This is a genomic window from Agrobacterium vitis (assembly GCF_014926405.1).
Classification (GTDB): domain Bacteria; phylum Pseudomonadota; class Alphaproteobacteria; order Rhizobiales; family Rhizobiaceae; genus Allorhizobium; species Allorhizobium vitis_H.
Genome location: NZ_JACXXJ020000003.1, coordinates 1,555,880 through 1,582,810, shown reverse-complemented (window position 1 = coordinate 1,582,810; position 26,931 = coordinate 1,555,880). Strand labels below are relative to the sequence as shown.

Genomic DNA, 26,931 nt, shown 5'->3' with positions numbered 1-26,931 from the left:
CTTCGAAGGCAGGGTTTTGGATTATGTCTTTGGTTCAGGCGACGCGCAGGCGTGCGATCTGGTGCCATTTTTCCATGGCTATTGCTCGAAGCTCGCGATAATGGCTGGATGGGATGTCGTGGCGGGGAATATGAAAGAGATTGGCGATCGGGTCGTGGATTGAAACGAAGCGTTGCAGGTGCCTCGCTGACTTGAAACGCTTCATGATCCGCTCTCGCATTCGGATCGATTGATGGGAGTTTTCTGCCCGGTTGTTTAGGCCCTTGTGCGAGCGATGTTCGACGCCGGGCATGATATTGCGCTTTGCGGCGGCATAGGACCGAAGTTTGTCGGTGATCATCACACGGGGTAAACGACCTTGCCCTTTCAGAAGCTTTCGCATCAAACGCTTTGCAGCCTTGGTATTTCGGCGGCTCTGGACCAACACGTCAAGTACGAAGCCGCCCTGATCGACGGCGCGCCAAAGCCAATGTTTCTTGCCGGCGATCGTGATGACAACTTCATCGAGGTGCCATTTGTCGCCGAACCTGCCGGTCGATCGCTTCCGGATATCATTTGCAAAGTGCCTGCCGAATTTCTCAGCCCAGAGCCGCACCGTCTGGTGAGAAACGATGACGCCACGCGCGGCCAGCATATCCTCGACCATTCGCAGACTGAGCGGAAACCGGAAATAGAGCCAAACGGCGTGGGCAATCACGTCAGCTGGAAATCGGTGGCGACGATAAAGAGGATCACGGGCAAGTCTGGTCATACCGCCAGATCCCACATTTTGCTCGACGCCCGGTTAACGTTACGGTGCCGATACGGTTATTCGGCTCACGATTGGGTAACTACCGATTAAGCCCGCGGCCCCCGGTGGGATCGCGGTTGGGCAGCAAAAAAACATCTCGCTCAGCAGGCCCAAGGCCACACTCATCCCGTTGACAGGGAACCATCGAACTACGCAGCGCGTTCTCGTTTTTGGTGGATGCCTCGCGGGTGCTCGTAATCCCCATGGAATCGGCCAAACCCACGTCGAGCGAGAATGACAGGAAGCTGCGCATGATCATCGGATACCATGCATCTCATGAGCAGTTTGCGCCCAGCGATCTATTATCATACGTGCAAGCTGCGGAGGATGCTGGTTTTCAAGCCATCATGACTTCTGATCACATCGCCCCATGGTTGAGCCGTCAGGGTAATTCCGGGAACAACTGGGCGTGGCTTGGTGCAGCCATGGCCAAAACGTCGCTCCCGTTCGGCAGTCTAGCGATCCCAGGCGGCTTGCGCTATCACCCGACGGTCCTTGCACATCTTGTCGGAACGATCAGCGAAATGTTTCCCGGCCGATTGCGCTGGATCGCGATGGGGAGCGGGGAGGCTCTCAACGAACATGTCGTCGGCGGCAAATGGCCTGCAAAGGCAGAACGCAATGCGCGCCTACTCGCAGGCACCGAGATTATCCGCGCCCTTCTGCGCGGCGAAGAGGTGGACCGGCGTGATCGCTGGTTTACGGTCGACAAGGCGCGGCTCTGGTCACTGCCAGCTACGCCACCAGCCCTGTTTGCCGCGGCATTGTCCAACGAGACAGCACAATGGGCGGGCGGATGGTCCGACGGACTGGTTACGGTCAACAAACCGAAGCAGAAGCTTGACGAGATGAGGGACGTTTACCGCCATGGTGGCGGGCAGGGCAAGCCGCTTGCATTGCAGGTACAAGTTTCCTGGGCGCAAACCGAGGCCCAGGCGAGAGCAGCAGCTTTTGAAGAATGGCGGAACGCAACTTTGCCGCCCGCTGCCTTGGCGGATCTTCCGATGCCCAAGGATTTCGAGAGGGCAACGCGGCACGTCAAGCCCGAGGACATCGATGAGGTCATTCCGCTTGTCACGGGTCCGGATAGGCTATTCGAGCTGATCTTCGTGGCAAAAGACTGCGGATTTGAGGAGGTGTTCATCCATAACGTCTCTCGTGACCAGATAGGTTTTATCAATTTCATGAAACGTCAGGTCCTCCCCGCACTGCGCGTATCCGAAACCTGACATGCACGAATTATCGTCGCGCTGAGCGCCTGGGCTTTATTACCGGAAAGGAAAGCAGCTTGATCAACGACCTCTGGTACAAGAACGCTGTCGTCTACTGCCTGTCCGTCGAGACCTTCATGGATGCCAACGGCGATGGAGTGGGCGATTTTCAGGGGCTGCAACGGCGGTTGGATTATCTGGCCGGTCTGGGCGTCAATGCCATCTGGCTGATGCCGTTTCAGGCCTCTCCGGGTGTCGATGACGGCTACGATGTCTCCGACTATTACAACATCGATCCCAGATACGGCACCCTCGGCGACTTCGTCGAATTCACCCATAGCGCAAAGCAACGCGGTATACGGGTGCTGATCGACCTCGTCGTCAATCATACGTCCGATCAGCATCCCTGGTTCAAACAGGCCTGCGCCGACAAGAACTCCCGATACAGGGACTGGTACGTATGGTCTGAGAAGAAGCCGGAAAATGCCGACGAGGGCATGGTCTTTCCTGGTGTACAAAAGACCACATGGACACGGGACGAAAAGTCCGGCGAATACTATTTTCACCGTTTCTTCAAATTCCAGCCGGATCTCAACACCGGCAATCCACATGTCCAGGCGGAAATCCTCAAGATCATGGGTTTCTGGATACAGCTCGGCGTATCGGGTTTTCGCATGGACGCCGTTCCCTTCGTGATCGCCGAAAAGGGTGCAGATGTGAAGGAATCGAAGCCGCAGTTCGATCTGTTGCGCAGTTTCCGCGAGTTCCTGCAGTGGCGCAAGGGTGACAGCATCATCCTTGCGGAGGCCAATGTCGTGCCCAAGGAGAACCTGCAGTATTTCGGCGACGACGGCGATCGTATGCAGATGATGTTCAATTTCCACGTCAACCAGGCTCTGTTCTACGCGCTCGCTAGCGCCGATACCCGGCCCCTTGCCAAGGCGATGAACGAGACCCGGGAGCGACCGCAAACGGGGCAATGGGGAATATTCCTGCGCAACCACGACGAACTTGATCTTGGCCGGCTGACGGAAAAACAGCGGCAAGCCGTGTTTTCCGCCTTCGGTCCAGACAAGGACATGCAGCTCTATGATCGGGGGATACGGCGTCGCCTAGCGCCGATGCTGGGCGGCGATACCAGGCGTCTCAAGCTTGCTTATAGCCTGATGTATTCGCTGCCGGGCACCCCGGTCCTGCGATATGGTGACGAGATCGGCATGGGAGACGACCTAGCATTGGAGGAGCGCAACTGCGCCCGCACGCCTATGCAATGGTCGACCGAGCCGCATGGCGGCTTCACCAAGGCGGAAAAACCCGTCTTGCCCGTTATCGAAGGAGGTCCCTATGGGTTCGAACATGTCAATGTCGCGGCACAGCGGCGGGACGCGGAATCGATGCTGAACTGGACCGAGCGGATGATCCGCATGCGAAAGGAAGCCCCTGAAATCGGATGGGGAAGTTTCAGCGTTCTGGACTGCGGCGATACCGGTGTCCTGGCGATGCGCTACGATTGGCGCAACAATGCCGTCGTCATCATCCACAATCTCCACGACAAGCCAGTCGATATCTCGTTCGATCCCGGCGTAGGTGAGAGTGGACGCGTCCTGATCGACATCGCCGACGGCAGCGACAGCAGCGCGGACGAGAAAGGCCGGCATAACATGGTGATCGAGCCATTCGGTTATCGCTGGTACCGCGCCGGCGGGCTCGATTACCTGCTCAAGAGAAGCGACATCTGATCCCGCACCGGAACCTCGGCTTTGCTCCACCCGTTGCCCGATAGGCGAAGCGGCGTCTCTTGCCGTCCGTCATTCCGCCAGCCGACTCAAATCAGCGAGATCCGCAATGCCTGTAGTTGCTCCCGACAATCCGGTTCCCGATATCAAGTGGTGGCACACCGCGACCGTGTACCAGGTCTACCCGCGCAGCTTTTGCGACTCGGATGGCGACGGCATGGGAGACATCCCCGGCATCACTTCCCGGCTGGATTACCTGCAGCGGCTGGGCATAGACATCATCTGGCTCTCTCCCATCTACCAGTCGCCGATGGACGACAACGGCTACGATATTTCGGACTATCGCGCGGTCGCGCCGGAATTCGGCACGCTTGACGATTTCGATCGGCTAGTGTCCGAAGCAAGAGCGCGGGGGATCGGCATCATTCTCGATTTTGTGGTCAATCACACATCGGATGAACATCCGTGGTTTCAGCAGTCGCGCCAGGCTACCGACAACTCGTTCCGCGATTTCTACATCTGGCGCAAGCCGGCCGATGACGGCGGGCCGCCCAATGATCTGCAATCCTCATTCGGCGGGCCGGCCTGGACGCTGGACCCGACGACCGGCGAATATTATCTGCACCTGTTCTCGCGTCGGCAGCCCGATCTCAACTGGGAGAACCCGAAGGTCCGCGCCGAAATTTACGAGATGATGAACTGGTGGCTGGATCGAGGAATTGCCGGTTTCCGCATGGACGTTATCGATTATATCGGCAAGCAGGTCGACCGGCAGGTGATCACGGACGGACCACACCTGCACGACTATCTCCAGGAAATGAATGCCAGCACCCTCGGCGGCCGTGACGTCCTGACGGTGGGCGAGACGTGGAGCGCCACGCCGGGATCTGCCCTTCTTTATTCCGGGCGCGACCGCAAGGAACTGTCCATGGTCTTTCAGTTCGAACATGTGACCCAGCAATGGGATGCGGTCTACGGCAAATGGCGCCCGAAGCCGTTCGACCTCGCGGGCCTGAAGAGGGTGTTTGGCAAGTGGCAGCTGGCGCTGGCAAGGGACGGCTGGAACGCGCTGTTCTGGGGCAATCACGACCTTCCCCGCGCTGTTTCCCGTTACGGCGATGCGACCGGCCACCACAGCCAATCCGCAAAGATGCTGGCGACGGTGCTGCACCTGTTGAAGGGAACGCCCTTCGTCTATCAGGGCGAGGAGATCGGCATGACGAACATGCCTTTCACGTCGATCGACCAGTATCGCGACATCGAGACATTGAACATGCATCGGCTGCAAATGGAGGCCGGATTGTCACCTGAAGAGTTCATCCGAGGTGCCAACGAAAGCGGGCGCGACAACGCGCGCACGCCGATGCAGTGGAGCGCCGCACCGCATGGTGGTTTTTCCTCCGGAACGCCGTGGATCGAAGTAAACCCCAATTACGCCACCGTCAACGCCGAGACGGCGATGACCGACGATGCTTCGATATGGAACCATTACCGCAAGCTCATCGCACTTCGCAAAGCACATCCGGTCATCGTCTATGGGGATTACCAGTCCTGGCTCGACCAGCACCCGGATGTCTTCGTCTATACCCGCAGGCTTGCGCAGGTCCGACTTATCGTCGTCGCCAGTTTCAGGCCCAGCGAGGTCCGCCTCACCATGCCAACGGAGCTTGTCGCCAGGGGTAAGCGCCTCATCTGGAACTATGACCCCGTCGATGAAATCGAGGCTGAGCTGGTTCTAAGGCCCTATGAGGCCATCGCGCTGCTGACGGATGCGTAATGCGACGGTGCCCTTAAACAATTGGCTATTGGCATCAACCGCCAAGGGGATAATCGGCTCAGCAAAATTCTTCAGCCTAACACTCCCGGGCCGAAGGTTCAAGACCCAGAATACCCCGGTCAGAATTCCCGGCAGAGTTGATCGGTAGGACTTGGCCCATCGCTGTTCGGCGCTAGCTTCAATTCAGAATATGTTTTCGCGAGATGGCCGGAGCGACGCCCACGGTTGATGCGAAAATGCGCGAGAAATGTTCTGAACTGACGAATCCGCATGCTGTCGCGATCTGCGAAATCGGAAGGGCAGTCGTGCGGAGCAGCATCTTCGCCTTTTCAACCCGTTGATGGCGCATCCATCTGTCAGGTGCGCTGCCCGTTGTGTTTCGAAAGGCCTGTGCGAACTGCCGAGCTGTCAGGTCCAGTTCGGACGCAAGAGCCGTCAGGGAACCGGGAGGAGACCGTCCCCGGTTTCGCAGATATACTTTTCACAATTGAAGGCCATTGAATTCAGGGAGCAGATAAAATGCAGATTGATCTTACCGGAAAGACGGCCTTGGTGACGGGATCGACCGAGGGCATTGGCTACGCAATCGCCCGACAACTTGCGAAGGCCGGCGCGGACACGATCATCAACGGCCGGTCCGAAGACAAGACCGCAAGGGCCGTAGAACGGCTCAAAGGCGAGGGGATCACCGGAAGTATGACTGGGGTGGCCGCCGACCTGTCAACAGCAGAGGGATGCAAGGCACTCGTCGCCAAGGTTCCCCATGCGGACATCCTGATCAACAATGCCGGCATCTTCCAGCCTATCGACTTCTTTGACGCGGACGACGAGGTTTGGGACCGGCACTGGCAGGTCAACGTCATGTCCGCCGTCAGAATGTCTCGGGCATATCTGCCCGGCATGCAAAAGCTGAACTGGGGACGCGTGATCTTCCTCGCGTCGGAGTCCGGCTTCAACATCCCGGTCGAGATGATCCACTATGGCGTCAGCAAGACCGCCGACATCGCCGTTGCCCGGGGTCTGGCGAAGCGGATGGCCGGAACTGGCGTCACCGTCAACTCGGTCCTTCCAGGCCCTACGCTGTCCGAGGGCGTCCAGGCCATGCTTGCGGGTGAACAGCAAAAGACCGGCCTACCGATTGAGGATCTGGCTGCGGCGTTCGTCAAACAGCATCGCAGCACTTCAATCATCCAGAGAGCGGCAAGTGTCGAAGAGGTCGCGAATCTTGTGACCTATTTGGCGTCGCCGCTTGCGTCGGCCACGACAGGAGCCTCCGTACGTGTCGATGGTGGGGTGATCGATACTCTCTAGGCACAATATAACGCAACGAACGCGGCGGCGTCCATCGCTGCCTGCCTTACAGCAGGCGTTGCGTAATTGACCCCTCTCGCCAACGTTCTTTGTTTGCCCCTTCGCATGGCGTTGGTGCAGCGTTCAGCGACAGGTGATCATTCAGTCTTTGATGGGCCGCTTATTTGGTTGCTCCCGTCGAGGCTTGGCGTTGAGCGGATTTCGGGCGTCCGCAGGTGAGCATTCGGTTAAGAATAGCGACACCGATCGCAGCCTCTGTCTGCTGAGAACGGAATGAACGGGCGCGCAAACGGGGTCCGATCACACCCTTGTATCGACTCATCGCGGTTTCGATCAGCGCCCGTTTCCCATAGCCGGTAGATGCCTGCCATTTCAACCGGCCATCGATCTGGATGCATGCGATGTGGTCGTCTCTCTGGCAGGACGCCAGGGCGCTGGGTCGTTCAACCGCGTTTGAGCGCGGTGGAATGATGACCCTCGCGCCTGCGCTGTGACGCAGAATTGCGTCGTAAGTTGGATAGCCATCATAGGCTCCATCGGCAGTGAATTGGCCGATCCCATCATCGATCTGATCCAGCAATGGCTCAAGCTGCGAGGCATCGCCGACCTCCTGATCTGTCAGACTATGAGCAATGATCTCGCCACTGTCCGCGTCAACAGCCAAGTGGAGTTTGCGCCAGCTGCGCCGGGACTTTGCCCCATGCTTTTCTTCCAGCCATTGGCCCGTGCCATAGACATTGAGCCCGGTGCTGTCGACCAGAACATGAAGCGAGCCACTTGCCACAGGCTGACGGTCGTTGCTTCTGCCGATGGCTTCCAGGTTCTGGCCCTCCTGCTCAGCGTGGTGTGATCGGGCACAGGCAAATCCAATTCCATCATATCAAGCGCCGAACTCAAAAGCCCTTCGCTCTGGCATAACAGCAGCCCAAACACCATGCCAAGCATCAGCGTCGTTTCGATCGCCAGATCCGAATAGAGAGGCTGGCCACCGCGCGTCTTGCGTCGTGGGGCCGCCCAGCCTGCCAGCGCCTCTGGCGTTATCCAAAGAGTTAAACTGCCACGGCGGCGAAGGCCGCCTCATACTCTTGCCAGTTTATCACTTCGAACTTCATTTTACCGATGTGATGGCGGCGGGAAGCGTTATGTTTGTGCGGCATCCGGGATCAATCTTGCTATTTTCGATCCCGGTCGCATAGATGAAAAATGTTGAATTTGATCCCTGCACCAACGCCCGTTTAGCTTAGAGCGCGGGATCGCGCCGTTCATACGCGATCCCGCAGATATCATTCAGACGGCGTACGTTCGGCCGTCAGCCTGGAAATGGTGACAATCTCAGCAGCACCATCGGCCAGAAGGCGTTTACGCACTAGGACCCGCATGATGCGAGCGGCGGTCGAGAAACTCATCTGATCAAGCGGCCCTTCGCCTTCCCACGGCTTGGTTAGTCGTTCGATGATCGCCGTGGAAATGTTCATTGGCACTATGTCATCGCATTCGCGCATTGCTTCAAAAACGAGACTGATAGGGGTGATCCGACCCTCAAAAGTGACGAGCGGTTCTGTCAGTCCTGTGTCCCATTCTTCAAAGGCATAAAGCGCTTCGCGGAACAATTGCTGAAGGGTGATCGGCGCATGTCCGTTGTAAAGTGGCGGCAAGGCATTCGTCATGTCTGTCTCCTCTCGTGGATTAAGCCAGTTCCTTCTAATCGGCCGGATATAAGGAAAATGCGAAAGCTTCTGTGTCCCGAACCGAATACACGATGAATTTTATAGTGTAACAGTCGCGTGATAAAGTGATAATTGACGACTAACGCACTGGCGCCCTATTTTGTCAGGTAAGTTATTGATATGGCACCTATGTATTCGGTTACATCTCCAGGCAAACTGTTCTGCAACTTCCCAGGGGATAGCATCGCTCTAACATTTTCGCGATATTTAGCGGCATGAGCCCGAACCTGCTACCCGATAGTGTGAGTTCACGCCGAAGTGCGACTTGTGTGGCTTTCAAGCTATCTGGCATATCGCATCTGCGCGAGTAGTTTCTTGCGGAAGACCTCAGCCGGTGTTCGGTATCATAGAAAGAGGCGTGCTGAATGAAGAGGGCCGCATTTCCGGCAGGGTACAGGCGGCAGTGCGTCCGATATCCGCTGCAGATTTCAAGCACATCGTATCGATCGGCATCGACGATGCATGAGCCTGAACTGCCTCGGCTGTGCAAGCTAAAAACACAAAAAATGCCACCGTTGAACTAACCGGCCGAAACGTTGTCGAGGAGTAGGTCATACGTTCCGTCGCCATGTCCCAGGAGTGGTCCCGACAATGGCAGAAAAAACGCGTGTGAAGTGGCTCTGATCTGCGAATCCGCAAGCTACCGCGATCTCGGCGAGAGGGGCATTTGAGGTTCTGATCATGTGCCGGGCGCGATCAATGCGTTTGGTCAGGAGCCACTGATAAGGTGTCATGCCCGTCGCTTCCCGGAAGGCGCGAATGAAATAGCCGCGTGACAGGTTGCAGGCTTCTGCCACGTCGGCAATTGACACTTCACCTTCGAGATGTTCGAGAAGGATCGATTTTGCCATTTCCAGATGCGCGCGCGACAATGTCGGCGCCTTGCTGATGGCAGGAACGGTCTTTCCACCGTACCGCTGAACCAGATAGGTGCCGATGGCCGTCGTCATCTGGTCGACGAACAAGGCATTTGCTTCTTCAGGGCGTTGCAGCGCGGGGAGGATAGCGCGTGCTAGGTTGGCAAGGACGATGTCTTTGGATGCAGTTTCCGTCGTCAGCAGGGTTAGGCCACTCACATCCGCATCTTCTGCTATCTTTGCAAGGGAAGAGGGCGAAATCTGAAACAGCATAAAATCGAAAGGCGTGCTGAGATCTGCTTTATAATTGTTGGAGAGGTCGCGGATATATATCGCATTCTCGGAAAAATCATGGCTGGTTGCATGGTTTCCGTGAAAGATCCGCCGCTGGTGACCGGCGAGCAATGATACCCCGACCACAAACCCCTGATCGCTGGCCGGTGTCTTCACCTGATCAAGCGCGGTTGACTGTGTCGCTTTGCGAAAAATATCGATGTTCGAAGATGAAAAGCTTTGGTTGATCGACAACTGCGTCAGAGTGCAGCCAAACTTGTCGGATGTTTTTCCGGAGGTGGGGAGGCCTTTACATTCTGAACCGGCACTCATGAAAACCACCTTCCTTTTTTGCAACAATGGTTCTGGTTGGAGGGTTCTAATGGGTTCCGTATTGCATTCAGTTTACGAACTATAACCACTCTACAAGAATGCTTTTATACAAGATAGCATGACAAATAATGTGTAGGAAACTTCGATAGATGATCCGCAATCAGGCCCGCAACGCAGTTTATGCAAGAGCGATACGAATGTGAGTGAATGGTTGGCGGTCAGTGAAAAAATTGCGGCGAGCTTTGGTGTCAAAGCGGCAAGGGCATTGGTCATTCGGCCATTACGGGATGCCCAGCTCACTGTCGTGCATATTCAGCGGTGTTATGAACACGGAAACAGCCGTGTAATTCTGGAGCCGGACAACGCATTTCTCGTCATGCTCTATCTGGAAGATGCAGAGCATTCCGATATCGTGTCGGAAGAGCGTTTGGAGCCGATCAAGATCTATCCCAAGGCCTCGATCTGTCTTGTCAGTTTGAAACAGGGGGCGGCGATTTCAATTAATGGCCGACTGGATGTGCTTGCCTTCCACGTTCCCGTCGCGCATCTTGCCGAACTCACCGAGGAGGCAGGCGAGCCGCGGGTCGATGACTTTCTGACCTGTCGCGGTCTGCATGACCAGGTGATCAGCAATATGGGCGCAGCCCTCATGCCCCTGTTCGACATGCCGGATGAGGTAAGGGACACGCTCGTTCCCCACATCGGTCTCGCCTTCATCGCGCATCTTGCCCATAAATATGGCCGGTCTCCCTCCCAACACCTTTCGGCGTCCGGGCAGCTCAACTCCATGCAGGAAGAGCGAATCAAAACCTATATTAACACCAATCTTTCCCGCAATATCGGCCTTGAGGATATTTCCGTGGCCAGCGGCTTTTCGATAGAAGAGCTCTGCTCCGGCTTTGAAGAGACGACCGGACAGTCCATTGGCGAATGGCTATTGGCAAGCCGGATTGCCCGGGCGAAGGCCTACCTAACCAAGACCGGCGAGAGTATCGATCAGGTTGCGGAAACCTGTGGCTTTAGGAACCAGACGAGCTTTGTCGAAAGTTTTACGCATTCCGTGGGCGTTACGCCGGACGAGTGGCGCTCGCGCGATCGTCACTAAGCGGTGCGGTTGACGCCGACGACACTTGACCGTCGGCACCGTGTCGAGTTGGATCAAGCCTTGATGAAGGCCAGCAGGTCGGCGTTCAAGATGTCCGCGTTGACGGTTAGCATGCCATGCGAGAAGCCGGGATAGGTCTTGATCGTACCATTCTTCAGCAGCTTGATGGCTTTGTGAGCCGCATCCGCGATTGGCACGATCTGGTCGTCTTCGCCGTGGAGAACCAGGGTTGGCACGGTGATCGCTTTCAGGTCTTCCGTCTGGTCGGTTTCCGAAAAGGCCTTGATGCCATCATAATGGGCCTTCGCGCTGCCCATCATGCCCTGACGCCACCAATTCTGGATCACGCCTTCATGAACGGTCGCGCCTTCGCGGTTGAAGCCGTAGAAAGGTCCGGCAGGAACGTCGCGGAAGAACTGAGCGCGGTTGGCAGCGGTGGCTGACCGGAAACCGTCGAAGACTTCCCTCGGCAGGCCTTCTGGGTTCGCTTCTGTCTTTAGCATCAACGGCGGCACGGCGGACACCAATACGGCCTTTGCAACGCGACCGGCAGGCTGGCCGTGCTTCGCGACATAGCGTGCAACTTCACCGCCACCTGTCGAGTGACCTATGTGACCTGCGTTCTTCAAATCCAGTGCTTCGACAACGGCAAACGCATCCGCGGCGTAATGGTCCATGTCATGGCCATCGGAGACCTGCGCCGAGCGACCATGACCGCGACGGTCGTGGGCAACCACGCGGTAACCGTTGGCGAGGAAGAACAGCATCTGTGCGTCCCAGTCATCGGAAGACAAAGGCCAGCCGTGATGGAATACGATTGGCTGTGCGTCCTTCGAACCCCAGTCCTTGTAGAATATGTCGGTGCCGTCTGTGGTTTTAACGAAGCCCATTGTCGTGTCTCCTGTGGTTGGATTTGGGTTTGTGGCAGCCGGTGCAGCATGGACCGGGCGGGTTGGAAGCAGCACTCCCGCAGTCATTGCCGCGCCGACAAGAAGTGCATCACGGCGGCTCAGAGTAAAATTGTGGTTAGCCATGATGGCTCCCTTTTGGTTCGAAGTGGTCTCGTGTGCAGTGCGTTTGTCTATGTGGAGAAAATGCGCCGAAAACGAACGACTAACAATTGCAATAAAAGTCTCGAATAAATTTCGATAATTGCAATAATGCCGTCACGTTGTTATGCCCGGTTTGTTAATTGTCAGAAGGTGCCGAACCACGGGCTTTTCCGGACCGGTATGGAATGCGATGACCTTCCTCTGGACATCCGCATCCGCATTGGACACGCGCTTGTGTTGGCGCAAATGTTCTGCCCAGGATTCCACCATGAACCATTCGGTTATCTTCTCGGGGTCGGCGGAGTCCTCGGTAACACCCCAACCATAGGCACCATCGCGACGTCGTTCGGATGACATTTCATCGAGCGCATTCAGGAACTTGGTGCGGTTGTGCTTCTCGACATGGTAGTCGATCAGGATCAGAACGGGACCGCGATCATGCGCGACAGGCTCGGCCACCAGCGGCTCAGGCCAGTGATTGGACGAAACCAGATCCGCATCGCCTGCGGGAAGCTTGACGCGGTGCATGATGAAGCCCGCAACCATCAGTCCGGCCGCTCCGATAAGCAGCGTTGACGAGACGCCCACGGCTTCACCGACGGCACCCCATCCAAGGCTGCCCGCCGTCATCGCGCCGTTGAAGACGGTAAGATAAACCGCAAGTCCCCGGCCTCTGACCCAGTTGGGCAGAACGGCCTGTGCAGCACCGTTCAGGGTCGTCAACGCCGTGATCCAGGATGCGCCGAGAAACAGGAGGATGACGATGGCCAGCCATTGCGGCGGGGCCAGTGAGAGGATGCCCATGACGACGGCCGTCACGATGGCAGAACCTAAAAGCAGGCCGTTGGAGTCAAAACGTTCGCGCAGTTTCGGCATCACCAGCGCGCCGCCAATGGCACCCGCGCCGACCGAGCCGAGCAGAAGGCCGTAGAAGCTGGCATCGCCGCCGAGAAGCTGGCGGGCGACGAGGGGCAGCAGTGCCCAGACTGCACTGGCAAAGGCGAAGAAAATAGCGGCGCGCAATAGCACGACGTGCAGCGGTTTGCTGGCGCGGGTATATCGCAGGCCCGAGCGGAACGCGCCTAAGAAACCTTCGGACAAAGCGTCGTCCGCATTTTTGGCACGTGGCCACCAGATTAGCGCTGCTATGACGAGGATATAGCTGGCAACATCGGCGCCATAGGTGACAGCAGCCCCGAAAGCCGCAAGCAGCAGACCACCCGCCGCAGGTCCGATGGACCGGGCAATGTTGATGCCGAGTGAGTTCAGCGCAACCGCGCCTTTCACATCTTCACGCGGCACCAGTTCCGGGACGATGGCCTGCCATGTCGGCCCCATCAGTGCTGCGCCTATCCCGCCCAGAAATGTCAGGCCGATCAACGCGCTGACTGAGAGCATGCCGACATAGGATAGTGTCATTAGCGATATGCTGACGCTGGCAAGCAGAAGCTGGATGGCGATCAGGAACTTGCGGCGATCAAGAATATCCGAGAGCACGCCTGCCGGGATTGCCAGTAGGAAGATTGGCAGCGTTCCAGCGGCCTGAACAAGGGCGACGGCTGCGGGCGCGGCGGAGAGATCGGTCATCAACCAGGAACTGGCGACATCGCGCATGAAGCTGCCGGTGTTACCCAGAACCGTTGCCGCCCAAAGGACCGCAAAGACAGGCTGACGAAGTGGGGCAAAGCTCCCACCCGTGGATGTGCGAGCGGTCATCACTTCGCTCCTTTGGTGAGATCGAAGGCGGCGACGAAGACGAATGCACCGGCAAGGCCAAGATGTTCGAAGAAAGCGTTGGTGGCCATCATGCGGTCCATGCCGGGAGCCATTTCCCAGAACCGAAGCGCGATGAATGTGGCCATCAGCGTGAAGCCCGCAAGTGCCAATGCTCCTGCCCAGCGCAGAACGCCTGAGATCACCATGGCAGAGGCTGTCAGCTCGAAAATGATGACGACGACTGCAAAGACGGCGGCTGGATGCAGACCAAAATGGTCCATCTCGGCTATGGCGCCGTTGAAATCGAAGATCTTGGTCAGCGGACCCTGAATATAGGCGGCGCAGAGCGCTAGCAGCGCAACGGTGCGGACTGCTGGCGTTGCGATGATGCCCGCCAAACCTGTTTTCAGTTGGTTGGTGGTCTGTGTTTGGTGGGTCATGGCTGCTCCTGCAGGTTGGCCCGGTTTGACGGGCTGTCGTCTTGCGATGGAGTGATCTTGCGCCGAAACATTGCTGCCAACAATTGCATCAATAGTTTCGATTTAATTGCATTTTTCGCAACTATGAGAGCGAACGGGCGGTAAGGCCCGTTCGCCAAAGCAGGAACGATCACACCGCCCAGCACGAGCAACCCAGCGCCCCGAAGAAGCCCTTGAGATCAGCAATCGGCAGTTTCGACGTCCATGCACCTGCATGGTCATGGCCGTGAACACCGCAATCACTGGCGCAGCCGCAGGAGGTTATGGCAGTCCGGCGCAGCGACCTCTGACCGGCACCTTCCGGCTCGCCCCAGGCGGCGTAACCACCGAACTTTCGAACGGGAGACCAGTCCGGCATTGCGGGCGGAACGTCGTTTACATCCAGCGCCTTGAAATCACCGGAACCATAGACGATCTTGCCTCCGACCATGGTGAGGTCCGATGTCAGGAGCGAGATTTCATCTTCGGCGCAGGAGAAGAAGTCTTTGTCCGGCACGACAAGGTCAGCGAACTGGCCCTTTTCAATGCGTCCCTTCTTACCTTCCTCATTGGAAAACCATGTGACCTTTTCCGTCCACATGCGCAGCGCCGTTTCACGGTCCAGGCAGTTTGCACGCGGATAAAGCTGCATGCCGCCAACGGTCTTGCCGGTCACCATCCACGACAGCGACACCCACGGATTATAGGAGGCAACACGGGTCGCATCTGTACCGGCGGAGACATGAACGCCCTTGTCCAGCATTTTGCGAATGGGAGGCGTTGCTTCGGCAACGCCGTGTCCGTAACGCTCTACGAAATATTCGCCTTGATAGGCCATGCGATGCTGGGTGGCGATGCCGCCGCCAAGCGCTGCGATACGGTCGATGGAGCGATCCGAAATCGTCTCCGCATGGTCGAAGAACCAGTTCAGGCCCTCAAGCGGAATGTCCTTATTGACCTTTTCGAAGACATCCAGCGCGCGCGTGATGGTTTCGTCATAGGTGGCGTGCAGGCGCCATGGCCAGCGGTTTTCGGCCAGAACCCGCACCACCTCTTCCAGCTCGCCCTCCATTTCCGGGGCCATTTCAGGCCTCGGCTGACGGAAGTCCTCGAAATCGGCTGCGGAAAAGACCAGCATTTCGCCTGCGCCATTGTGGCGGAAGTAATCGTTGCCCTGCTTGTATTTGACCGACCGTGTCCATTTGAGAAAATCCTCTTTCTCTTCCGTCGGCTTTTGCGTGAAGAGATTATAGGCCAAACGAACCGTCATTTGGTTTTCGTCGGAAAGCTTCTGGATGACTTCGTAATCATCCGGATAATTCTGGAAACCACCGCCCGCGTCGATGACGCCAGTAATGCCCAGCCGGTTCAGCTCCCGCATGAAATGGCGCGTGGAATTGACCTGATAGTCCAGCGGCAGCTTCGGACCCTTGGCAAGCGTGGAATAGAGAATGCCCGCATTTGGCTTGGCAAGCAGCAGCCCTGTCGGATTTCCGTTGAGGTCGCGGGTGATCTCACCGCCCGGCGGGTTGGGCGTATCTCTCGTGTAACCAACGGCGCGAAGGGCGGCACCATTGAGAAGCGCCCGGTCATAAAGGTGCAGCAGGAACACCGGCGTATCCGGCGCAATCGCATTGATTTCCTCGATTGTCGGCAGACGCTTTTCCGCAAACTGATGTTCGGTAAAACCGCCAACGACGCGCACCCATTGCGGGGCAGGGGTGTTTGCCACCTGCCGCTTCAGCATATCCATGGCATCGGCCAGCGAGCGGACGCCATCCCAGCGCAGTTCCATGTTGAAGTTCAACCCGCCGCGCACGACGTGCGTGTGGTTGTCGATTAAACCCGGAAGGACGCGTCTGCCCTTGAGATCGATGGTCTCGGTATCTATTCCGGCAAGCGCCATGACATCGCCATCGCTGCCCACTTCGTTAAACAGACCGTCTTTGATGGCAATGGCCGTTGCGCTGGGGTTGGCGCGGTCGAGTGTCGTAACGCGGCCATTGTGAAGGATAATATCGGGATGCATGGTGTCTGCTCCGGTCTTGATAGGATCCGCGGCTTTGGCCGGGGAGAAGAGATTGGACAAAGCGAGGCTGGAAGCGGCACCAAGGAATGTGCGGCGCGTCGTGATCAGCCTTTACCTTCGGGAGCGTCTTGTCTGGAGGCGGCAAGATCGACAGAGGTCTGCCCGCCCTTGGGCATATGGCCGAACATGTGCGGCTTGACGTGGTTGAGCCACGAGACCGCCGCAGGCTCCTTGTTCCAGATTGTCTTTGCCAGCGGCACGATCTGTTCGCCAACGAGAATGCCAAGAAGACCGATGAGAGCGATGACCGGCGGCGCGGGTGAGCGGACATTGAGAAGGCCGTAAATAACTCCGACGAGAAGGCCGACGGTAAGCGAGAGCAGGTAGATTTTCATCGATACGTTCCTTTTCCAAAATGATCGCCCCGCCCGACAATTCAGGCGGGGCAGCTTCAAATCAGATGGCGGCAGGGTTGGGGCCGATGCGCTTGCCGTGGCTGACGCGCTCGGCACCGCCGTGGACGTGCGTCACAGCGTAATCAATGCCCATGCCGTAAGCGCCGGAATGCTCTTTGACCAAGGTTGTGACGGCATCGTAGGTTTCCTTGCGCGCCCAATCGCGCTGCCATTCCAGAAGAACCTGCTGCCAGGTGACGGGAACCACACCGGCCTGAACCATGCGATCCATCGCATATTTATGCGCATCCGCAGAGGTGCCGCCGGAGGCATCGGCAACCATGTAGACTTCATAATCCGTGTCGTTCATGCAGGAGAGCGCGAAGGTCGTGTTGCAGACTTCGGTCCACAGACCGGCGACGACGATCTTCTTGCGACCATCAGCAGCATTCTTGGCAAGCGCATCACGAACGTTCTGGTCGTCCCAGGAATTCATCGAGGTACGTTCGAGAATGTCATTGTCTGGTACGACTGCAAGCAATTCCGGGAACGTGTTGCCCGAGAAGCTGTCTGTCTCAACGGTGGTGACTGTGGTGGGAATGTTGAAAATCTTGGCCGCCTTAGCAAGGCCAACGACATTGTTCTTCAAAACCTGTCTGTCTATGGATTGCACGCCGAAGGCCATCTGTGGCTGCTGGTCGATGAAGATGATCTGGCTGTTCTGGGGCGTGAGAACCTGAAGCTTGTTGGACATTGTCGTCTTTCCTTTGATGTGTTGACTAAGGGAATGGAGGAGGGGAGGCGTTAAGTCTTGAAGGTTATGCCGACCGATTGTCTGAAAGTGACATCGCGCTGCTGGCCTTCCTTTTATGAGTTCGTTGTCTGGTGTGATTTGAAATCTAAGCCAGTTGATCACGTGGCAGAATTGCAATAATAATCGTCAATGAATTGCGCTGGATGAAATAATCGATGAACGACTACAAGGCGCTGCGAATCTTTTTGATGGCTGCGGAAAAGCGCAACTTCGCGCAGGTCGCACGGGAACTGGATATGACGCCAGCGGCCGTGACGCGTGCGATTGCAGCGCTGGAGGACGATCTCGGCGTCCAGCTCTTTGTCCGCACGACCCGGCAGGTATCTCTGACGACCGACGGGGCAATCTATGCGGCGCAGATACAGCCCGCGTTCGAGGCGTTGGAGAACGCCCGAAAAGACGTGATGGACACCCACAAGACCGACCATGGCCGCCTGCGGATCAGTGCGCCCACATGGTTCGGCCAGCAGGTCCTGCCGCGTATCCTGTCCGGGTTCCGCGAACGTTACCCAAAGATTAGCTTCGAAGTGTCCCTCGGTGATGGTCTGGTCAACATCATCGATGACGATTTCGATCTGGCGATCCGTATCTCGGCAGCACCCTCGGACAAGTTCACGATCTGGCGAAAAATCAGTGTGGTGAAGCGCATTCTCGTTGCGGCTCCGGGCAGCCGATTTGCCGATATGCAGCAGCCAAGCGAATTGACGCCGGATGATTGCCTTGCCTATAGCGGGCAGAGCAGGCGGGAAAACTGGGTGCTTTCTGACGGTAGCAGAAGCGCCATCATCTCAGCGGGCAGAGCGTTCAGCGCCAATAGTGGCGAGGTGCTGGCGAGAATGGCGGTAGAGGGCGCTGGCGTGGCGTTGCTTCCAACGTTTCATGTTGCGGCACATGTGCATTCAGGAAAACTCGTCCATATTTTACAGGGCTGGACGCCACCGGACCTGTGGTTGACGCTTTACTATCCACCCTATCAAGCGCTGCCGCCGCGAATTGCATCCTTCTCGAAGTTCTTCGAAGAGGAGGTTTCCAGCTTTATGGCTCAACGTGGGAGTTGAGAACTTTCGCAAGCATAAGATCCCTTACAAACAATCCAAATTAGCTGTGCTGATGATGATGTCGTAGATCAGAACACGCCCCAGCCGGCGCATAAGAAGAAAATTCGACCCGCAGATGACGCTGCCCGTGCTCCGTCTCGGCTTGCCGGGTTGGTTCTTGTTCGGCAGAAGCCTGGCAGCGCAAAGGGCGTGATGTTCATCACCATCGAGGACGAGACCGGGCTTGCGAACATCGTCGTCTGGCCTAGCCCATTTGAGAAGCGGCGACGCGTCATGCTCGGTGCATCGATGATGGCGATCCAGGGCAAGATCCAGAGGGAAGGAGAGGTGGTTCACCTCATTGCGCGGCAGCTCTATGACCTATCTAGCGATCTCTCATCTTTGTCGGACCGCGACGCCGAATTCCGGAACCCCAGCGGCAGAGGAGACGAGTTCGGACATGGGTCTCCCGGAGGAGGAGATGCGAGGGATCGTCCGAAGCCCAACAAGGTGCGCGACATCTTCATTCCTGATCTTCACATCGACAGTCTCAAGATCAAAAGCAGGAATTTCCAGTAGATTGCTGGGTTATGTTATCAGGGTGAAGTTTCGCGCTGCTTCAAGGGCTCGGGCTTCTTCCCGTATCCGAGGAGACGCGCTGCTGGTTTGCTGTTAAATTCGGGCTTCGCATATCCCAAACAGCATAGGATTCGTACGATGTTTACGCACGTGATGATCGGCAGCAATGATCTGGAGAGATCGAAAGCTTTCTACGACGCCACCTTCCATGCCCTTGGCGGCGGACCCGGTGAAATCGACGCCAGAGGGAGGATTGTCTACGTATATGGCGCAAGCAGACTAATGGTGACCACGCCGATTGATGGAAAACCCGCGACGGTCGCCAACGGTGGAACGATCGGTCTTGTCGCTCCGAGCCCTGCCCATGTGAAAGCATGGCACGACGCGGGGACAAGCCACGGAGGGAAGTCGATCGAGACACCGCCGTCAGAACGCGCGAATGGCTCATTCGTCGCCTATCTCCGTGATCCAGACGGAAACAAGCTAACCGCACGGACGTTACCGTCGGCTTGAGTTCGCTTTTTACGGCAAAGTCTCGTCATCGATGGAAACAGTCTGGAGTAACGGATGCCGAAGCGTCGTGAGAAATCGGACCTGCCTACTAAGATCTGTCCGGTCTGTAGCAGGTCGTTCTCATGGAGAAAAAAGTGGGAAAAGACCTGGGACAACGTGAAGTTTTGCTCGCAACGATGTCGAGAGACGAAAGTAAGATAGTAAGGCTATTGAGCCGTCGTTAGATCGGGCAGACGTAACTGGTAGATATGTGAGGATTAAAAATGGCCGAAGATGCCGGCGTGATAGCTGTGGACCACACGGGATTCTCGGTCGCCTCGTTGGAGGAGGCGATCCAGTTCTGGACTGAGGCGATGGGTTTCGACCTTGCTCGCCGAGGAGAGATGGGTGGGGAGTTCCTACGGGACGCCACGGGGGTTGACGATCCGCGCTGCCGAATGGCGCTGGTGACGGCTCCAAATGGCTACCCTATCGAGCTGCTCGAATATTCGACAGGCCGTACGCTGGGCCAGACACCCCATAGCGCTGGTGCGATCGGCGCCGCGCACATTGCCTTCACGGTTACAGATATTCGCACGGCGATTGCGCGGGTTGAGAGGGCAGGGTGGGCAGTGAAGGGTTCGCCGCAGCCAATACCGGCCGGACCCCGACGCGGAACAATGGTCGCGTACATCTCTGGCCCGGATGGTATCACCATAGAGCTGATGCAGCATCCTGTTCAACATTCCCGCGTCGTGTAACGCCCTAGTCCGGGAAAGCTGAACCTTGTGCAGGTCTTCCTACATTGACCAAGAGCCCCAAAGGTCGTCTCGAAACTGCAAAGTTCATGGCCGGATTGCGCCGATACTGTTGAAAAAGTCGGCGTTGCTGTCGGTGCGAAGTTCTGATTCACTCCTTGTAGGGATTTAGGAGGATGTGCCGATGATGGGCGAGCGGACGGTAGCGCAGGAAGCGCTGTTTTACGGGTTCAGCATCGAGCGGCACGTCCCGGCGAACCATCTTCTTCGGTCTATCGACCGCTTCGTCGATCTGTCTGGCCTTCGGACTCACTTACGCCCTTTCTACAGCGAGATCGGGCGGCCCTCGATTGATCCAGAACTGATGATCCGCATGCTGATCGTTGGTTACTGCTTCGGCATTCGGTCAGAGCGTCGGCTATGTGAGGAGGTACATCTGAACCTCGCCTATCGCTGGTTTTGCGGGCTCGGGCTTGAAGGCGATGTCCCGGATCATTCAACTTTCTCCAAGAACCGGCATGGCCGCTTCCGCGATAGTGACTTGCTGCGCGAGCTGTTTGAGACGACGGTCAGGCGTTGCATCGAAGAGGGCCTTGTCGGTGGCGAAGGCTTCGCCGTCGATGCGTGTGAGTTCACGCTGAAGCGCGACCTGCGTGGCTTTCAAGCTAGCTGGCATGTCGCGTCTACGCGAGTAGTTTCTTGCGGAAGACCTCAGCCGGTGTTCGGTAGCCGAGGCATTTACGCGGCGTCTGATTGAGTTGATTGCAGATCTTGATCAGATCGGCATCGGCTACGGACAAGGGGTCGACGTCCCTGGAAAGCCATTTCCGCGCTCGCCTGTTGGTGTTTTCGACCGTTCCTTTTTGCCAGGGCGACTGAGGGTCACAAAACCATGTTTGCGTGCCTATACCAGCCTGAAGGTACGGCCAATCAGTGAATTCCGTGACTCGGTCGAATGTCATTGATCGGCGGGCGAGGTGAGGGAGGCTCCTCAACGCCTGGATGATGCCATCCATGACCGGGCGGGACTGGCGATCATTGTTGCGCAACAAGATCGTAAAGCGGCTCACCCGCTCAACAAGCGATGTCACGTTGGCCTTGCCGAACTTCTTCCGGAACTGAATCAGATCGCATTCCCAATGTCCGAACTGCTTGCGTTCAGCAACGACATTCGGACGATGCAGAATGTTGAGTTCCGGGCCAAACCTTTGACCATGCTTACGTCTTGCATGTCGTGGTCGTCGCTTAGCTCGATGCTCCGGCAGGTGACGCCACAGCTTGATGGCATGACCGTCGGCCGAGTATGCGAACTTGTAAATTGTCTCGTGACTGACAAAGATCGGATGCTGTTCCAGCCGCATGCGACCGGCGATCTGCTGGGGCGACCAACCATGCATGATCCGGTCGATCACAGACTGCCTCACATTCGCAAAGCGCGCCAGCTTCCGCAGCTTGGCCCGCCGTTCGCAAGCCATGTCATGCGCCGTGACGCAGTAATAGCCATTGAGGTCCGGGACCACCTCATCGATAAACGTATTCCGCTTGATTTCACGAAAGATCGTCGAGCGATGGCGACCGAGTGTCTCGGCGATCATCTCAATACTCTGGCCCGCCATACGCCAGCGAGCGATCTTACGGCGTTCGTCCAAGTCGATATGGGAGTAGGTGCGTTTCATTGCAGCTTCCTTGCAAACGATAAACCTTTGTTATCTATTGCAAGTCGCACTTCATCCTTGAACCCACCCGCTGACGGTTAAAAATTTAATAATCAGAATTATGGAACTTTTTACATAAAAAACTTCTAGCCGTTCTGCAAAATCCTGATCTTAACTGGTACGGACGGTTTTCTGATGAACTTTGAAGCGGCAAGATCCGACGAATTCGGCTCACACGTAGTGACTGCCTTGTTAAATCGCCCGCAGTTACGGTTGACGTCGCCGTCTCCCACAGCATCCGGCCCATGTCGATGTGCTTGTCATCGGCATACGGACCACAATCGAGATGAGCTAATCAGCTTTGGTCAAGACCGCATTAGCTTCCAGAATGTCTTCAAGCAAAACGTGGGCATCGTTTCAATGGATTGAAATTGGCGCACAGCCGAGTTGGATCCAAGGCCAGCTTTCGCCGGTAGCAGCAGCCTTAAACTGTCGACGACCGCAGTCGTTATCATCGTCTTCTTCAGCAAAGCGGATAGTAGGCGGCTGAAAAAAAGGGCAAATTTCATCTCACAAATGCTGCCATCGAAGGTGCGCCGCACAATGGATTTGACGAACTTCAACGGCGATTATACTCTGGCGTGTAGATTTTTCTCCAAGTGTCGAGCGACAAAGGAAACTCATAAGTACACGGAGCAAGCGAATGCAGCGCTGGTTGGATAAACTCATTGATATTAGCGCAATTGAAGGTACTCAAAACAAGATTGAGGATGCGCTGGCCGACCTTACCAATCAGATGGGCTTTCACAGCTATGCGTACCTTAACCTTCAGCCTGGACGTACGCTAGCAATCACGAACTACAATCGAGAATGGCGATCCATATATTTTCAGCTAAATTATCCGTCGCTTGATCCTGTCGTTAAGCGTGCGAAAGCAATTAAACGGGTCTTCGTATGGGCGGGAGAATTGGAACGAACGCGCATTTCAAAGGACGAACGTAAATTCTATGCCCACGCGGCCGAATTTGGAATCCGTTCTGGCATTACCATTCCTGTAAAAACAGCGAACGGCTCGATTTCCATGTTTACCGTCGCTTCGGAAAAGCGCGAAATCAATCTTCGTCGCGAGATTGATGCTGTTTCCGCTGCATCTGCAGTCGGGCAGCTCCACACCCGATTTACTTTTCTGCGCGCAAGACCTCAAATCGAAGATCCTGCCTATCTGGATCCGAAAGAAGCAACATATCTGCGATGGATAGCGGTCGGTAAAACAATGGAGGAAGTGGCGGTCATTGAAGGCGTTAAATATAATACAGTACGCGTTAAAATTGCCGAAGCTATGAAACGTTTCGACGTGCATACCGTAGCCCACTTGACCGCAATCGCGGTTCGAAAAAATCTAATCTGACTTTTAATTGGCATTGACCTTAGGTATGTACCCCAAAATACTGATTAGCGTGTTCACGACGCTCATTTGGGCATGCATTTCAATGCTGGCTTCAATGTAGTTGAGATGCTGTGCTCCACCCGCGATCTTACCAATTTTATATTCCTCAGGCAGATCGTGGTACAGTCTGTCGGCATCTTCAACCAAGCGCCGATGATTGAAAATGGCCTTGACTGTAAGGGCTTCTAAATCTGCGTCGGATAACCCCCGTGTCAGCCCTAGCAAAGACCGAATCTCCACGCCTTCAATCGATTTAAATTGTTTCGGTTCCATCAGGTTTCCACTTTACCTATATAAGTGTTTGCTTTGTCCGTAGGAAAGATTTATTCCACGGCATCATAACAAACCGATGCAATTCGAGCCGATGTTGGTCCATGAGCTAAAGCATTAGCTCTCAAATGCCGTCATACCATTAAGTGTTCCTTATGTGAAACATTCGAATGCGACACCAGTGGGTTCGGAAAAGCGAGGAAGCCTTTTCGACAGGTCGCGTTGATGAAATAGTTATTCGATGGCTGACCGTGCCAGCTCCCAAATGAACGTTGTACACCATAAATCATACCTAGAGCATCTGAACACGCGCCGTCCTTCTCAGTCAGGTAGATGGATAGTGAGCATATTCAAGTCAGCTCTCCATTTCATGAATTTCCTGTATCTAGCGAAAGACCATGCTCGCAACAGTTTTGCCACATGGGCCAGTACCGATTACAGCGTGACTCATTCACGGATGCGTCGTCCAGCCCTGCTCTGCCGCAAGAATGCAGATTGTAAGGGCCGTTTCGTAAGACTTTTCGAATGCTGCAACCGGCAGGAACTCAAACCGCGAATGGAAATTGTACGCGCCTGTGAAAAAATTCGGAGTGGGTAAACCACGAGCCGACAGGACTGATCCGTCTGTTCCCCCACGCATAGCAATGAGTTTTTTTTCGATGCCAAGTTTTCCGAGAGCGCCAAACAGCAATTCCACTGATCGGTTATCTTTGGAAAAATAGTCAGCAATATTATGATAGGTATCAGATAGGTCGCATATGAGGGATCCCGTGGGATATTGTGACCTGATATGGGCAGCAACCTCTTGGACATCCCGTTTCCGTTGGTCAAATCGAGCCTTGTCAAAATCGCGGACCATAATTTTGAGGTGCGCTTCGCTTTCGTTGGCTGACAGCTCCTTGAACCAGAAATATCCTTCCCGACCACAGCTACCTTCAGGCGAGTCATTACGATCAAAATGGGAGATGAAATCAAACGCCATTCGTAAGGGATTAACCAGCACGCCCTTTGCAGACATCGGATGTGCGCTGACGCCAGTAAAGATGACTTCAGCCGACGCTGCGTTAAAATTCTCAATCACGACTTCGCCAAGTTCGCAACAATCGATAGTGTAAGCGAAGTCACAAGGAAACCGGCTGAGGTCGAGCGCCTTTGCGCCTCGCAAACCGATCTCTTCATCTGGAACGAAAGCGACAACAATATCGCCATGAGCCTGTACTCGGCCGATCCGTGCAAGCAGTGTCATAATGACCGATATCGCTGCTTTATTATCCGCTCCGAGCACGCTGGTTCCATCACCAAAGATAATGTCCTCTCCTTGCCACGGAAGGATCTCGGGATGCTCTTTGAGCCGCAACCAGATGTCTCTTTGGGTATTAAGGCACACATCATGGCCATCGAAAAACTTGATCTGGGGCCGAATACTCGATGACAAACCGACATCTACAGTATCGAGATGTGCGATGAATCCTATCCTCGGTACATCCACAACGCTGCCCCGTTTGACGCCCGTGACGATAGCATTTTTATCGATAACAACGTTATCAAGACCAAGGCCTCTCATCTCCTGTGCCAGCAACTCTGCGAGTGCTCGCTGACCCTTTGAAGACGGCAACTGCGTTGAAGCAGCGTCACTCTGGCTTTCTATGCCAACATACCGGAAAAACCGTTCAACAAGTTCACTTCGAAGGCCTATCTCCTCATATTCAGGAATATACATTCAAAAACCTCGATGCCTGTGGGAGTGGCGCATTGTAGGAATATTTTCTTTTACAATTGTGTCAATGCTTAATCTCACGGCTCAAAATGAGATCTACACACGTAAGATACCGGCATTATCAACCAGAGTAATTTGCGCGCCCAGTTTTGCCGACTGCGCCTTGAATCGCCCCAAAATCCTCTCAGCGCTTACACCACTTGCGCGATGCGGAACCAGTCTGCCTTCGAGGACTTTATGCCCCAACGCATCCTCACCGCCAATTATAACCGGATGAAAAGTAATGTCGTTAAGGCAATTATCTTGTCCAAAATCGCAGAGAGCTACAACACTTTCCCAAACTTCTGGAGCACGCCATGACGAGGCTTCCGACTTCACATGGAAGATGAAATTACCAAGACTGTAAAAGATCGGACGGCGACGATAGATCTCCACCGGCTGAAGCACGGGCGCTCCGTGGCTGACAAACATAGCTGCACCCGCATCAATGCACCGTCTTGCAACCCCACCAACCCAATCAGGTACCTCATACCAATTCGTTGCCCAATGATGATGGTGCAAATACGCAATGACAAGGCAACCGTCTGCTGCGGCAGATGCAATCGCATTTAGATTGCATGTCATATCTTTTTCGTCGATTTTCACGCTCTTCCCGAACCGGTGGGATCGCCTGAAAGCCGCACGTGCCAGATTCACTTCATTCGGATCACCGGAGGGCGGATCATCCGGCTGACTGTCATTAGTAAGATCGATAGCTGTGTAGCCTACCTGCTGGCGGAGGGAGCAAAGCTGCTCGAATGCCGTATCGTCGACTTCGATGACCTGAGACAATCGAAGTCTGTTCACGCCGGGCCGAGCAGGACGATCTTGGCCAGCGTTTGAAGCGTACATAAAATCCGGACCAGGGCCACCGTCCATCGCAACGAGTGCAACGCGTTTCTGACCGATTAGTCGTTTTGTGGCAAGCGAAGCCTCTGCATGGTTACGTCCAAGGCCTGCGTGAAGAAAGCTCCGCTTTTCGACCTCTTCCAACGTCGACAAAACGCCAGAAGGACCAAGATCGAAAGCGTGGTTGTTGGAAAGAGACAAGGCCCCGAAACCGATGGCCTTGAGTGCATCGAGAACAATCGGTTCACTGCAGCCAAAAAAAGATCCTTTGAGAGGCCACCCGCCATGAGCTCCTCGGATCGTTCCCTCGAAATTGGTAAACGCCAAATCTGCTTTCATGAGTAGATTGCAGACCTGCTGAAATCCTTGGCTTCGAATGCTACGGATATCGTGTTTTATGAGGGATTGGCCTGTCATCGCCAATGTGAAACTTTCGGTCATATGTCACCTATCGAAGCAGCAGTCGCCGCTGATCTCTGGAACGTGGTTATGGTAGGCAGGCTG

Annotated in this window: 24 protein-coding genes and 4 pseudogenes; 13 read left to right on the top strand and 15 right to left on the bottom strand. The window is 55.5% G+C overall.

The features are described 5' to 3' along the window. Positions 1 to 34: 34 nt before the first annotated feature. On the bottom strand, positions 35 to 751 hold the full coding sequence (locus IEI95_RS08440; RefSeq protein ID WP_060720071.1) for an IS6 family transposase: 717 nt from the start codon (positions 749 to 751) through the stop codon (positions 35 to 37). A 290-nt stretch (positions 752 to 1,041) separates the two neighbouring features. On the opposite strand from IEI95_RS08440, the gene IEI95_RS08435 reads away from it, so the two are divergent. From IEI95_RS08435 to IEI95_RS08425, 3 genes are all read left to right on the top strand, one after another. Continuing rightward, a complete protein-coding gene (locus IEI95_RS08435) occupies positions 1,042 to 2,019 on the top strand; it encodes a TIGR03885 family FMN-dependent LLM class oxidoreductase (protein ID WP_070167334.1) in 978 nt (325 codons plus the stop codon). Positions 2,020 to 2,078: 59 nt separating this feature from the next. After that, positions 2,079 to 3,740, top strand: a complete 1,662-nt coding sequence (locus tag IEI95_RS08430; RefSeq protein ID WP_070167325.1) for an alpha-amylase family protein — start codon at positions 2,079 to 2,081, stop codon at positions 3,738 to 3,740. Positions 3,741 to 3,846: 106 nt separating this feature from the next. Then, complete coding sequence (locus tag IEI95_RS08425; protein WP_070167326.1) at positions 3,847 to 5,514, top strand: glycoside hydrolase family 13 protein; 1,668 nt, start codon at positions 3,847 to 3,849, stop codon at positions 5,512 to 5,514. A 178-nt stretch (positions 5,515 to 5,692) separates the two neighbouring features. On the opposite strand, the gene IEI95_RS29765 is transcribed toward IEI95_RS08425, so the two are convergent. Next, the gene (locus IEI95_RS29765) at positions 5,693 to 5,932 is read right to left on the bottom strand and encodes a helix-turn-helix domain-containing protein (RefSeq protein WP_411910134.1); all 240 of its coding nucleotides are present in this window, start codon (positions 5,930 to 5,932) and stop codon (positions 5,693 to 5,695) included. A gap of 101 nt (positions 5,933 to 6,033) precedes the next feature. Here IEI95_RS29765 and IEI95_RS08415 point away from each other — a divergent pair, with 101 nt between their 5' ends. Beyond that, positions 6,034 to 6,825 carry an SDR family NAD(P)-dependent oxidoreductase gene (locus tag IEI95_RS08415; protein ID WP_070167327.1) on the top strand — a complete coding sequence of 264 codons (792 nt, stop codon included), beginning with the start codon at positions 6,034 to 6,036 and terminating at the stop codon, positions 6,823 to 6,825. Positions 6,826 to 6,985: 160 nt separating this feature from the next. Here IEI95_RS08415 and IEI95_RS08410 read toward each other — a convergent pair. Both IEI95_RS08410 and IEI95_RS08405 read right to left on the bottom strand, forming a co-directional pair. Further along, a pseudogene (locus IEI95_RS08410) lies at positions 6,986 to 7,982 on the bottom strand (IS5 family transposase). 126 nt (positions 7,983 to 8,108) lie between these two features. Continuing rightward, the gene (locus IEI95_RS08405; protein WP_070167328.1) at positions 8,109 to 8,492 is read right to left on the bottom strand and encodes a BRA0787 family protein; all 384 of its coding nucleotides are present in this window, start codon (positions 8,490 to 8,492) and stop codon (positions 8,109 to 8,111) included. Positions 8,493 to 8,892: 400 nt separating this feature from the next. Between IEI95_RS08405 and IEI95_RS29360 the strand changes: the two are divergent. Next, positions 8,893 to 9,034 (top strand): annotated as a pseudogene (locus IEI95_RS29360) (HNH endonuclease); the annotation flags it as partial. 69 nt (positions 9,035 to 9,103) lie between these two features. On the opposite strand, the gene IEI95_RS08400 reads toward IEI95_RS29360, so the two are convergent. Next, the gene (locus tag IEI95_RS08400) at positions 9,104 to 9,937 is read right to left on the bottom strand and encodes a helix-turn-helix domain-containing protein (RefSeq protein ID WP_070167335.1); all 834 of its coding nucleotides are present in this window, start codon (positions 9,935 to 9,937) and stop codon (positions 9,104 to 9,106) included. Between the two features lie 277 nt (positions 9,938 to 10,214). Between IEI95_RS08400 and IEI95_RS08395 the strand changes: the two genes are divergently transcribed. Then, a complete protein-coding gene (locus IEI95_RS08395; RefSeq protein ID WP_234614281.1) occupies positions 10,215 to 11,120 on the top strand; it encodes a helix-turn-helix transcriptional regulator in 906 nt (301 codons plus the stop codon). Positions 11,121 to 11,173: 53 nt separating this feature from the next. Here the strand turns inward: IEI95_RS08395 and IEI95_RS08390 are convergent, their stop codons facing one another. From IEI95_RS08390 to IEI95_RS08365, 6 genes are all read right to left on the bottom strand, one after another. Continuing rightward, the gene (locus IEI95_RS08390; protein ID WP_070167329.1) at positions 11,174 to 12,010 is read right to left on the bottom strand and encodes an alpha/beta fold hydrolase; all 837 of its coding nucleotides are present in this window, start codon (positions 12,008 to 12,010) and stop codon (positions 11,174 to 11,176) included. A gap of 276 nt (positions 12,011 to 12,286) precedes the next feature. Then, complete coding sequence (locus IEI95_RS08385) at positions 12,287 to 13,888, bottom strand: MFS transporter (RefSeq protein WP_156545325.1); 1,602 nt, start codon at positions 13,886 to 13,888, stop codon at positions 12,287 to 12,289. Next, positions 13,888 to 14,328 (bottom strand): DoxX family protein, encoded by a 441-nt coding sequence (locus IEI95_RS08380; RefSeq protein ID WP_156545324.1) that lies wholly within the window; start codon positions 14,326 to 14,328, stop codon positions 13,888 to 13,890. Before IEI95_RS08380 ends, IEI95_RS08385 begins: the two co-directional genes overlap by 1 nt. 169 nt (positions 14,329 to 14,497) lie before the next feature. After that, positions 14,498 to 16,480, bottom strand: coding sequence for an amidohydrolase (locus IEI95_RS08375; RefSeq protein WP_174096650.1), 1,983 nt, complete (start codon positions 16,478 to 16,480; stop codon positions 14,498 to 14,500). After that, positions 16,480 to 16,770 (bottom strand): XapX domain-containing protein, encoded by a 291-nt coding sequence (locus IEI95_RS08370; RefSeq protein WP_156545322.1) that lies wholly within the window; start codon positions 16,768 to 16,770, stop codon positions 16,480 to 16,482. Before IEI95_RS08370 ends, IEI95_RS08375 begins: the two co-directional genes overlap by 1 nt. Positions 16,771 to 16,831: 61 nt before the next feature. Then, complete coding sequence (locus IEI95_RS08365; protein WP_156545321.1) at positions 16,832 to 17,524, bottom strand: hydrolase; 693 nt, start codon at positions 17,522 to 17,524, stop codon at positions 16,832 to 16,834. A 215-nt stretch (positions 17,525 to 17,739) separates the two neighbouring features. Here IEI95_RS08365 and IEI95_RS08360 point away from each other — a divergent pair, with 215 nt between their 5' ends. The 6 genes and pseudogenes from IEI95_RS08360 to IEI95_RS08335 form a co-directional block, all read left to right on the top strand. Further along, complete coding sequence (locus tag IEI95_RS08360) at positions 17,740 to 18,642, top strand: LysR family transcriptional regulator (RefSeq protein ID WP_174096618.1); 903 nt, start codon at positions 17,740 to 17,742, stop codon at positions 18,640 to 18,642. 144 nt (positions 18,643 to 18,786) lie between these two features. Continuing rightward, positions 18,787 to 19,200, top strand: a pseudogene (locus IEI95_RS08355) (OB-fold nucleic acid binding domain-containing protein); the annotation flags it as partial. A 138-nt stretch (positions 19,201 to 19,338) separates the two neighbouring features. Next, positions 19,339 to 19,713 carry a VOC family protein gene (locus IEI95_RS08350; RefSeq protein ID WP_174096619.1) on the top strand — a complete coding sequence of 125 codons (375 nt, stop codon included), beginning with the start codon at positions 19,339 to 19,341 and terminating at the stop codon, positions 19,711 to 19,713. A 54-nt stretch (positions 19,714 to 19,767) separates the two neighbouring features. Further along, positions 19,768 to 19,914 carry a DUF2256 domain-containing protein gene (locus IEI95_RS08345; protein WP_156545318.1) on the top strand — a complete coding sequence of 49 codons (147 nt, stop codon included), beginning with the start codon at positions 19,768 to 19,770 and terminating at the stop codon, positions 19,912 to 19,914. A gap of 62 nt (positions 19,915 to 19,976) precedes the next feature. Next, a complete protein-coding gene (locus tag IEI95_RS08340) occupies positions 19,977 to 20,453 on the top strand; it encodes a VOC family protein (protein ID WP_174096620.1) in 477 nt (158 codons plus the stop codon). 181 nt (positions 20,454 to 20,634) lie between these two features. Next, positions 20,635 to 21,075: pseudogene (locus IEI95_RS08335) on the top strand (transposase); the annotation flags it as partial. Between the two features lie 58 nt (positions 21,076 to 21,133). Here IEI95_RS08335 and IEI95_RS08330 read toward each other — a convergent pair. Continuing rightward, positions 21,134 to 22,126 carry an IS30 family transposase gene (locus IEI95_RS08330; protein ID WP_174096621.1) on the bottom strand — a complete coding sequence of 331 codons (993 nt, stop codon included), beginning with the start codon at positions 22,124 to 22,126 and terminating at the stop codon, positions 21,134 to 21,136. Between the two features lie 682 nt (positions 22,127 to 22,808). Between IEI95_RS08330 and traR the strand changes: the two genes are divergently transcribed. Then, positions 22,809 to 23,513, top strand: a complete 705-nt coding sequence (gene traR, locus IEI95_RS08325; protein ID WP_070165827.1) for an autoinducer-binding transcriptional regulator TraR — start codon at positions 22,809 to 22,811, stop codon at positions 23,511 to 23,513. Positions 23,514 to 23,516: 3 nt separating this feature from the next. On the opposite strand, the gene IEI95_RS08320 is transcribed toward traR, so the two are convergent. The 3 genes from IEI95_RS08320 to IEI95_RS08310 all read right to left on the bottom strand — a co-directional run bounded on the left by IEI95_RS08320 (position 23,517) and on the right by IEI95_RS08310 (position 26,868). Continuing rightward, positions 23,517 to 23,825 (bottom strand): transcriptional repressor TraM, encoded by a 309-nt coding sequence (locus IEI95_RS08320; RefSeq protein ID WP_070165825.1) that lies wholly within the window; start codon positions 23,823 to 23,825, stop codon positions 23,517 to 23,519. Positions 23,826 to 24,273: 448 nt separating this feature from the next. Continuing rightward, positions 24,274 to 25,518 (bottom strand): peptidase T, encoded by a 1,245-nt coding sequence (pepT, locus tag IEI95_RS08315; protein ID WP_070166155.1) that lies wholly within the window; start codon positions 25,516 to 25,518, stop codon positions 24,274 to 24,276. Positions 25,519 to 25,635: 117 nt separating this feature from the next. After that, positions 25,636 to 26,868 (bottom strand): CapA family protein, encoded by a 1,233-nt coding sequence (locus IEI95_RS08310; protein ID WP_070165823.1) that lies wholly within the window; start codon positions 26,866 to 26,868, stop codon positions 25,636 to 25,638. Positions 26,869 to 26,931 lie beyond the last annotated feature (63 nt).

Excerpts from the sequence above, each read along its gene's own strand:
- IEI95_RS08440 (WP_060720071.1), bottom strand. The coding sequence starts at position 751 with ATGACCAGACTTGCCCGTGATCCTCTTTATCGTCGCCACCGATTTCCA.
- IEI95_RS08435 (WP_070167334.1), top strand. The coding sequence starts at position 1,042 with ATGATCATCGGATACCATGCATCTCATGAGCAGTTTGCGCCCAGCGAT.
- IEI95_RS08425 (WP_070167326.1), top strand. The coding sequence starts at position 3,847 with ATGCCTGTAGTTGCTCCCGACAATCCGGTTCCCGATATCAAGTGGTGG.
- IEI95_RS08415 (WP_070167327.1), top strand. The coding sequence starts at position 6,034 with ATGCAGATTGATCTTACCGGAAAGACGGCCTTGGTGACGGGATCGACC.
- IEI95_RS08405 (WP_070167328.1), bottom strand. The coding sequence starts at position 8,492 with ATGACGAATGCCTTGCCGCCACTTTACAACGGACATGCGCCGATCACC.
- IEI95_RS08390 (WP_070167329.1), bottom strand. The coding sequence starts at position 12,010 with ATGGGCTTCGTTAAAACCACAGACGGCACCGACATATTCTACAAGGAC.
- IEI95_RS08385 (WP_156545325.1), bottom strand. The coding sequence starts at position 13,888 with ATGACCGCTCGCACATCCACGGGTGGGAGCTTTGCCCCACTTCGTCAG.
- IEI95_RS08380 (WP_156545324.1), bottom strand. The coding sequence starts at position 14,328 with ATGACCCACCAAACACAGACCACCAACCAACTGAAAACAGGTTTGGCG.
- IEI95_RS08370 (WP_156545322.1), bottom strand. The coding sequence starts at position 16,770 with ATGAAAATCTACCTGCTCTCGCTTACCGTCGGCCTTCTCGTCGGAGTT.
- IEI95_RS08365 (WP_156545321.1), bottom strand. The coding sequence starts at position 17,524 with ATGTCCAACAAGCTTCAGGTTCTCACGCCCCAGAACAGCCAGATCATC.
- IEI95_RS08360 (WP_174096618.1), top strand. The coding sequence starts at position 17,740 with ATGAACGACTACAAGGCGCTGCGAATCTTTTTGATGGCTGCGGAAAAG.
- IEI95_RS08350 (WP_174096619.1), top strand. The coding sequence starts at position 19,339 with ATGTTTACGCACGTGATGATCGGCAGCAATGATCTGGAGAGATCGAAA.
- IEI95_RS08345 (WP_156545318.1), top strand. The coding sequence starts at position 19,768 with ATGCCGAAGCGTCGTGAGAAATCGGACCTGCCTACTAAGATCTGTCCG.
- IEI95_RS08340 (WP_174096620.1), top strand. The coding sequence starts at position 19,977 with ATGGCCGAAGATGCCGGCGTGATAGCTGTGGACCACACGGGATTCTCG.
- IEI95_RS08330 (WP_174096621.1), bottom strand. The coding sequence starts at position 22,126 with ATGAAACGCACCTACTCCCATATCGACTTGGACGAACGCCGTAAGATC.
- traR (WP_070165827.1), top strand. The coding sequence starts at position 22,809 with ATGCAGCGCTGGTTGGATAAACTCATTGATATTAGCGCAATTGAAGGT.
- IEI95_RS08320 (WP_070165825.1), bottom strand. The coding sequence starts at position 23,825 with ATGGAACCGAAACAATTTAAATCGATTGAAGGCGTGGAGATTCGGTCT.
- IEI95_RS08310 (WP_070165823.1), bottom strand. The coding sequence starts at position 26,868 with ATGACCGAAAGTTTCACATTGGCGATGACAGGCCAATCCCTCATAAAA.